Origin of the sequence: Streptomyces sp. NPDC058195 (assembly GCF_042883525.1) — a bacterium.
Lineage (GTDB): Bacteria > Actinomycetota > Actinomycetes > Streptomycetales > Streptomycetaceae > Streptomyces.
The window spans coordinates 61,194-68,029 of sequence record NZ_JBHVVM010000038.1 but is presented as its reverse complement, the minus strand read 5'-3'; the positions used below and the strand labels follow the sequence as shown (position 1 = coordinate 68,029).

At 70.4% G+C, this 6,836-nt stretch carries 7 protein-coding genes; 2 read left to right on the top strand and 5 right to left on the bottom strand.

Going from position 1 to position 6,836, the window contains the following annotated elements:
* Positions 1–143 precede the first annotated feature (143 nt).
* Positions 144–929 carry a glucosamine-6-phosphate deaminase gene (gene nagB, locus ACFVWY_RS32475; protein ID WP_389878490.1) on the bottom strand — a complete coding sequence of 262 codons (786 nt, stop codon included), beginning with the start codon at positions 927–929 and terminating at the stop codon, positions 144–146.
* 503 nt (positions 930–1,432) lie between these two features.
* Between nagB and ACFVWY_RS32470 the strand changes: the two genes are divergently transcribed.
* Positions 1,433–2,899 carry a sensor histidine kinase gene (locus tag ACFVWY_RS32470; protein WP_389878495.1) on the top strand — a complete coding sequence of 489 codons (1,467 nt, stop codon included), beginning with the start codon at positions 1,433–1,435 and terminating at the stop codon, positions 2,897–2,899.
* Between the two features lie 197 nt (positions 2,900–3,096).
* On the opposite strand, the gene ACFVWY_RS32465 is transcribed toward ACFVWY_RS32470, so the two are convergent.
* Together ACFVWY_RS32465 and ACFVWY_RS32460 are read right to left on the bottom strand one after the other, a co-directional pair.
* Entirely contained in the window at positions 3,097–3,354 is a 258-nt protein-coding gene (locus ACFVWY_RS32465; protein WP_003953983.1) for a WhiB family transcriptional regulator, read from the bottom strand.
* A 317-nt stretch (positions 3,355–3,671) separates the two neighbouring features.
* Positions 3,672–4,640, bottom strand: a complete 969-nt coding sequence (locus ACFVWY_RS32460) for a diacylglycerol/lipid kinase family protein (RefSeq protein ID WP_389878489.1) — start codon at positions 4,638–4,640, stop codon at positions 3,672–3,674.
* Positions 4,641–4,802: 162 nt separating this feature from the next.
* On the opposite strand from ACFVWY_RS32460, the gene ACFVWY_RS32455 reads away from it, so the two are divergent.
* Positions 4,803–5,258 carry a hypothetical protein gene (locus ACFVWY_RS32455; RefSeq protein WP_389878488.1) on the top strand — a complete coding sequence of 152 codons (456 nt, stop codon included), beginning with the start codon at positions 4,803–4,805 and terminating at the stop codon, positions 5,256–5,258.
* A 75-nt stretch (positions 5,259–5,333) separates the two neighbouring features.
* On the opposite strand, the gene ACFVWY_RS32450 is transcribed toward ACFVWY_RS32455, so the two are convergent.
* On the bottom strand, positions 5,334–6,287 hold the full coding sequence (locus tag ACFVWY_RS32450; RefSeq protein ID WP_389878487.1) for an RNA polymerase sigma factor SigF: 954 nt from the start codon (positions 6,285–6,287) through the stop codon (positions 5,334–5,336).
* A complete protein-coding gene (locus ACFVWY_RS32445) occupies positions 6,284–6,697 on the bottom strand; it encodes an anti-sigma regulatory factor (protein WP_362716826.1) in 414 nt (137 codons plus the stop codon). Before ACFVWY_RS32445 ends, ACFVWY_RS32450 begins: the two co-directional genes overlap by 4 nt.
* Positions 6,698–6,836 lie beyond the last annotated feature (139 nt).

Below are 6,836 nucleotides of genomic sequence, written 5' to 3'. Positions count from 1 at the left end.
GGGGGGCGCGGGGGCCGGCCGGGCGGGCGGGGGGGGGGGGGGGGGGGGGGGGGCGCCCCCCCCCCGCCCCCGCCTCGCCCGGCAGGCGAAGGCCCGGGGCACCCTGGTGGGTGCCCCGGGCCCTCGTGCTTCTCCGGTACGGTCTACAGCCCCTGCCACGACGGCTTGGCCGCGTAGGTGGCCCGGAAGTAGTCCGCCAGCTTCAGCTTGGACGCGGCGGCCTCGTCGACCACCACCGTCGCGTGCGGGTGCATCTGGAGCGCCGAGGCGGGCACGACCGAGGCGACCGGCCCCTCCACCGTCTGCGCCACGGCGTCCGCCTTGCCCTCGCCGGTGGCGAGCAGGATCGGGTGACGGGCCTCCAGGATGGTGCCGATGCCCTGGGTGATCACGTGGTGCGGCACCTGCGTGATGTCGTCGCCGAAGAAGCGCGCGTTGTCGATCCGGGTCTGCTCGGTGAGCGTCTTGATCCGGGTACGGGAGGCGAGCGAGGAGCACGGCTCGTTGAAGCCGATGTGCCCGTCGGTGCCGATGCCGAGGAGCTGGAGGTCCACCCCGCCGGCCTCGGCGAGCGCCTTGTCGTACGCCAGGCAGGCCGCCTGGACGTCCTCGGCGGCGCCGTCCGGGCCCATGAAGGACTCCTCGGACAGGCCCAGCGGCTCGACGACCTCGCGCAGCACCACCGAGCGGTAGGACTCGGGGTGGCCGGCCGGCAGGCCGACGTACTCGTCGAGCTGGCAGATGCGCGCGCGCGAGGCGTCCACGGCACCGGAGCGGACCTTGGCCGCCAGCGCCTGGTAGATGGGCAGCGGGGTAGAGCCGGTGGCAACGCCGAGCAGGGCGTCGGGCTTGCGGCTCAGCAGGGCACCGATGGCCTCCGCGATGAGTTCGCCGCCTGCCTGGGCGTCCGGGACGATGACAACTTCCACGCGGGGCCTGCCGATCTGAAGAGTTGAGTCAGGTGGTATAGACCAATCGGCTTCCAATTTAGCAGACCCGGGCAACGCGGGCGCGGAGACAGGGGCCCGCTTCGGCGGTCGCTGGCGGAGTGGTCCGGCGGGTGGGGGCCGGGGCGGCGGAACGGGCCCGGAGACACCCGCGGGCCACGGCGCCGGGACAGGACCCTCAGCCTGTCCGGCACCGCAGCCCGGAGTAAGACCGTCCGTCACGGACGGTCCGGTTCGGCCGGCGGTGTGCGGTGCCCCCGGCCGGGGAGAGGCACCGACGCGGTCAGGGCAGAGAGCGCGGTACCTCGATCCGCCCTCCTGTGCGGGGAGAGCGGAAGTCTCTTCTTGAGCATTGTGGACTAGACCATTAGCTGTGTCCATCCGTCCGGACGCCGTAATTTCGGTCTCTTCCCCCGCACGTACGGTGCGGTCGTCCGGTTCGGGGTGATCGCCCGCGCGCGGGTACGCTCGCACACGTGCCCTCCATGAACGATCTCGTCCGCCAGCACACAGCCCTCGGTGACACCGACCTGGAGTGGCTGCATCTGCTGGTCTCGGAGTGGCAGCTGCTCTCCGACCTGTCCTTCGCCGACCTGGTGCTCTGGGTGCCGACCCGCGACGGCACCCGCTACGTGTCCGTGGCCCAGATGCGCCCCAACACCGGCCCCACCTCCTACCAGGACGACATGGTCGGCCACCTGGTGCCGCGCGGCCGTCGCCCGATGCTGGACGCCGCGCTGGACGAGGGCCGGATCGTGCGTGAGGGCGACCCGGAATGGCGCGAGGAGGTGCCGGTGCGGGTCGAGTCGATCCCGGTCCGCAGGGAGGGCCGGGTGCTCGGGGTGATCGCCCGCAACACCAACCTCCTCACCGTCCGGACCCCCTCCCGGCTGGAGCTCACCTACCTCCAGTCGGCCTCCGACCTGGCCCAGATGATCGCCGCCGGGGCCTTCCCCTTCCCGGGCCAGCAGGTCGACATGGACGCCTCGCCGCGCGTCGGCGACGGGCTGATCCGGCTCGACGCCGACGGGGTCGTCCAGTACGCCAGCCCCAACGGCCTCTCCGCGTACCACCGCCTCGGCCTCGCCTCCGACCTGGTCGGCCACCACCTGGGCGGGATCACCGCCGAACTCGCCCCCTCCCGGGGCCCGGTGGACGAGGCCCTGGTCAAGATGGCCAGCGGCTACGCGCCCCGGGAGTTCGAGGTCGAGTGCGAGGGCGGGGTGATCCAGCTCCGGGCGATCCCGCTCAAGCCCAAGGGCGTCCGTATCGGCTCCCTGGTCCTGCTCCGCGACGTCACCGAACTGCGCCGCCGCGAACGCGAGTTGATCACCAAGGACGCCACCATCCGGGAGATCCACCACCGGGTGAAGAACAACCTCCAGACCGTGGCGGCCCTCCTGCGCCTCCAGTCCCGCCGGATGGACTCCGCGCGCGGCCGTGAGGCGCTCAACGAGGCGGTACGGCGCGTCGGTTCGATCGCCATCGTGCATGAGACGCTGTCCCAGAATCTGGACGAGCGGGTGGAGTTCGACGAGATCGCCGACCGCGTCATCGCGATGGTCGCCGAGATCTCGCCGGGCAAGGTCACCTGCCGTCGCACGGGGCGCTTCGGCATCCTGGACGCCGAAGTGGCCACGCCGCTGGCGATGGTGCTCACGGAGGTTCTCCAGAACGCGCTGGAACACGCCTTCACGCTCGCCGAGTCCGGCACGGTGGAGGTGTCCGCGGTGCGCGGCGGCTCCTCGGCCGGTGCGCGGCTGCTGATCACCGTCCAGGACGACGGCTGCGGGCTGCCCGAGGGCTTTGACCCGCAGCGCGCCGGGAACCTCGGACTCCAGATCGTCAGGACGCTGGTGGAGGGCGAGTTGGGCGGCACCTTCGGCATGGTCCCGGCCCCCGAACGCGGCACCCAGGTCGTGCTCGACATCCCGGTCCGCTCCGGTAAGTAGTCCACCCGGCACGCCCGTTCCTCTGTCGCACGGGTGAGCGGGCCCGAACACAGCAGTGAGCCCGGACCGTTGTGACGGTCCGGGCTCACTGGTCAAACGTGCGCTTCGGGGGGTACTGCGCGCTGCGACTCGGGGGGCGGGGTGGTGCGTACGCGCTGTACGCGCCGCCTGGCTGAGGCTCGAAGCGGTGGCGTCGGTCAGGCGCTGGCGTTACGCGCCCGGTTGCGAGCGGCGCGGCGCTTCATCGCGCGGCGCTCGTCCTCGCTGAGGCCACCCCAGACGCCGGAGTCCTGGCCGGACTCGAGCGCCCACTGCAGGCACTGCTCCATGACGGGGCAGCGACGGCAGACGGCCTTGGCTTCCTCGATCTGCAGCAGCGCAGGACCGGTGTTGCCGATGGGGAAGAACAGCTCGGGGTCTTCCTCACGACAAACGGCGTTGTGACGCCAGTCCATGGCTGCTACCTCTCCTTGGTATTGCATACTGTTGCTTGTGAATGTGAACGCTTTCACGAATCCCCCCGCAGGTGACGGGCCGACACCCAGATGAACTGGTTGTGGTCCTGTGCAGTGGAGGGGTTCTGGCTCTCAGTGGAGGCTGGTGTTGCGGGCCGTCCCGATCGCCATGTAGAGATTCGCAAACCTCAGCGGCGGATACAACCCCTTCTGGAAAGTTTTTTTTGATTCCTCGGTGTCGACTAGGTCACAGCCGTACTTCTATGGGGTGGATCCCAGCCCAAACGTTCGAGTTAAAGGACTTTGGACCCTTCCACTCACACAATCACACGCAGTGCACGGCGTACGCCTGTGAACGTCACACTTGTACGCACTCCCAGGTGGTCACCGTCCATCTGGAAGGGGAGCGGAACCTTTGAATGCAAGGTGAAGTCTGTGAGGTCGTGAAGTGAAACGGCGTGCTTTCCGGAAGGGCCCTTTTCCGGGCTCGACGTGAGCAGCTGGGTGCCGTACCGGGCGACCGCCGGAGTGGAGAGCCGCTTCAGTCCGAGTACGTCCAGCCCGGTGTCGAAAGTGGCCTTCGGGGATGCGTACAGCGGGCGATTGCCCAGGTAGGACCAGGGGGCGGTGTTCGAGATTATCGAGAGTGCAAGATCCGTCACCGGCTCGTGCCCCGGCGTTTCCAGGGTCATCACGCCCTGGCGGCGGTGCGGCTCGTCGAAGAACTGCCGGACCACCTGGCGTACGTAGAGCGCGTGGGTGGAGCGCTTACCGCGTTCGCGCTGTTGTTCGACCCGGCCGACCACGCCCGCGTCGAATCCCATTCCGGCACAGAAAGTGAACCAGCGTTCCGGGATGGACTCGTCCTCGGTGCCGGGCGTGCCGGACGCCAGACCGAGGCCGACCGTGCGTTCGGTCCGGTTGGCGAGGGCGTCCAGGATCGCGCCGGTCGCCTCCACCGCGTCGTTGGGCAGACCCAGGGCGCGCGCGAACACATTGGTGGAACCGCCGGGCACCACGGCCAGGCGGGGCAGCCGGTCCAGATCCGGGCCGTGGTGGAGGAGTCCGTTGACGACCTCGTTGACCGTGCCGTCGCCGCCCAGGGCCACCACCAGGTCGATGTCGTCGGCCTCCGCGGCCTGTCGGCCCAGGTCCCGGGCGTGTCCCCGGTACTCCGTGGTCACGGCCTCCAGCTTCATCTCGCTGGCCAGTGCGTGGATGAGCACGTCACGGGTCCGCGCACTGGTGGTGGTAGCTGCCGGATTGACCACGAGAAGTGCGCGCATGACCGCCAGCCTACCTACCGCGCGGTATCACTCTGAAGTCCTTCCCCATGGCCTTTACGCTCGGTGACGACGCGGGTGCCGCCGGGCGAACCGCTCACCGGATTCCGTGCCGTTCCCGACCCCGGCTTCGCCTTTGCCCCGCCGGGATGCCAACCTGCAGGGGTGAGTACTGAGCAGAACACGCCCGCCTCGACGCCTCTGCAGCGGCTCGAACCGGCGAAGCCGAGCAGGATCACTCTTGTCGCCGCACTCACCGCCCTGGAAGGGGCGGCCCTCGCCATCGGCGGGATCTACATGCTGGTCATGGGGCTGCTCGGCCGCCCCGAGAGCCCGCAGCAGGCGGAGACCGGCGGACTGACGCTGATCGCGCTCGCGGTGATCCCGCTGGCCGCCGCCCGCGGCCTGCTGCGGCGGCGCAGCTGGAGCCGGGGCCCCGCGCTCATCACGCAGATCATCGCGCTCCCGGTGGTCTGGACGCTGCTGCGGTCGCACGGCGTGCTGATCCCCGCCGGGATCGTCCTCGCCGTGGTCAGCCTGACCGCGCTCTTCCAGCTGGTCAGGCCCGCCACCATCGAGGCCCTCGGCATCCGCGGGCCGGGCGCCGGGCCGCAGGACTGAGCCGCCCCCGGCCGGCGGGACCGGACGGGGGCGGGGACGTGCGGAGCGGGCCGGCCGGGGCCGCCCGCCGCCTCGCTACTCCTCGACGAGCAGCCGCTCGCGCAGCTGCGCGAGCGTGCGCGCCAGCAGCCGCGAGACGTGCATCTGAGAGATGCCGACCTCCTGCGCGATCTGCGACTGGGTCATGTTGCCGAAGAAGCGCAGCAGCAGGATCCGCTTCTCGCGCGGCGGCAGGTCCTCCAGCAGCGGCTTCAGCGACTCCCGGTACTCGACCCCCTCCAGCGCCTCGTCCTCGGAGCCCAGCGTGTCCGCGACCGCGGGGGACTCGTCGTCCGTGTCCGGCACATCCAGCGAGAGCGTGCTGTACGCGTTGGCCGACTCCAGGCCCTCCAGCACCTCCTCCTCGGAGATGCCCAGCCGCTCCGCCAGCTCGTGGACCGTCGGCGAGCGGCCGTGCTGCTGGGACAGCTCGGCGGTGGCCGTGGTCAGCGAGAGCCGCAGCTCCTGGAGGCGGCGCGGTACCCGCACCGCCCAGCCCTTGTCGCGGAAGTGGCGCTTGATCTCGCCCACCACCGTCGGCGTCGCGTACGTGGAGAACTCGACGCCGCGGTCCGGGTCGAACCGGTCCACCGACTTGATCAGGCCGATCGTGGCGACCTGGGTCAGGTCGTCCAGCGGCTCGCCCCGATTGCGGAAGCGGCGGGCCAGGTGTTCCACGAGCGGCAGGTGCATCCGCACCAGCCGATTGCGCAGCTCCGCCTTCTCGGGCGAACCGTCGGGCAGTGCGCGCAGCTCGATGAAGAGTGCCCGCGCCCCGCTGCGGTCATGTGGATCGTGGTGCCCGTGCTCGCTCATCTGGCCTGCCCGCTCCGCCTGCGACTGCTCCACCGCGACCGTACGGCCTGCCGGCCCGTCCGCCCCGTCCTCCGGATGCGGCAGGGCCTGCTGTTCCGGGATGCCTGCTGCTCGCACCACCCCTGGCCGCGTCGATTCGTCCCGCACAGGACCGTCCCCGTTCCCGTTGCTCACGCCGGCCCGGGGCCCGCGCCGCGCTGCTTGTAGAGGCTGATGCTGACCGTACGGTCGTCGGCGACCGAGGAATCGACCTTCCCGGCCAGTGCGGAAAGCACCGTCCAGGCGAATGTGTCGCGCTCCGGCGCCCGTCCGTCCGTCGTGGGGGCGGCCACCGTGACTTCGAGAGAATCATCGACGAGCCGGAAGACGCAGCTGAGGACGGACCCCGGCACGGCCTGCTGAAGCAGGATCGCGCAGGCCTCGTCGACCGCGATGCGAAGATCCTCGATCTCGTCGAGCGTGAAGTCCAAGCGCGCTGCCAGACCGGCCGTGGCCGTCCGCAGCACCGACAGGTAGGCACCCGCAGCGGGCAGCCGGACCTCCACGAAGTCCTGGTTCCCGGGCTCGCCTGCGATCTGGGACACCCTCACCTCCAAGGTGGCACAAACTCTTTCGAGGATCCGGGAAGGGTGCCCCGGAGCCGTGTGGTACGTCGTCGGCTCTGGTCCGCGACGCTGTCGCGACCCATGATGCCGTGTCGTCAGAGCCTCAGCCCATGACTGT

Bases quoted from the DNA above. Each gene is read 5' to 3' on its own strand.
- ACFVWY_RS32470 (WP_389878495.1), top strand. From the start codon at position 1,433: ATGAACGATCTCGTCCGCCAGCACACAGCCCTCGGTGACACCGACCTG.
- ACFVWY_RS32465 (WP_003953983.1), bottom strand. From the start codon at position 3,354: ATGGACTGGCGTCACAACGCCGTTTGTCGTGAGGAAGACCCCGAGCTG.
- ACFVWY_RS32460 (WP_389878489.1), bottom strand. From the start codon at position 4,640: ATGCGCGCACTTCTCGTGGTCAATCCGGCAGCTACCACCACCAGTGCG.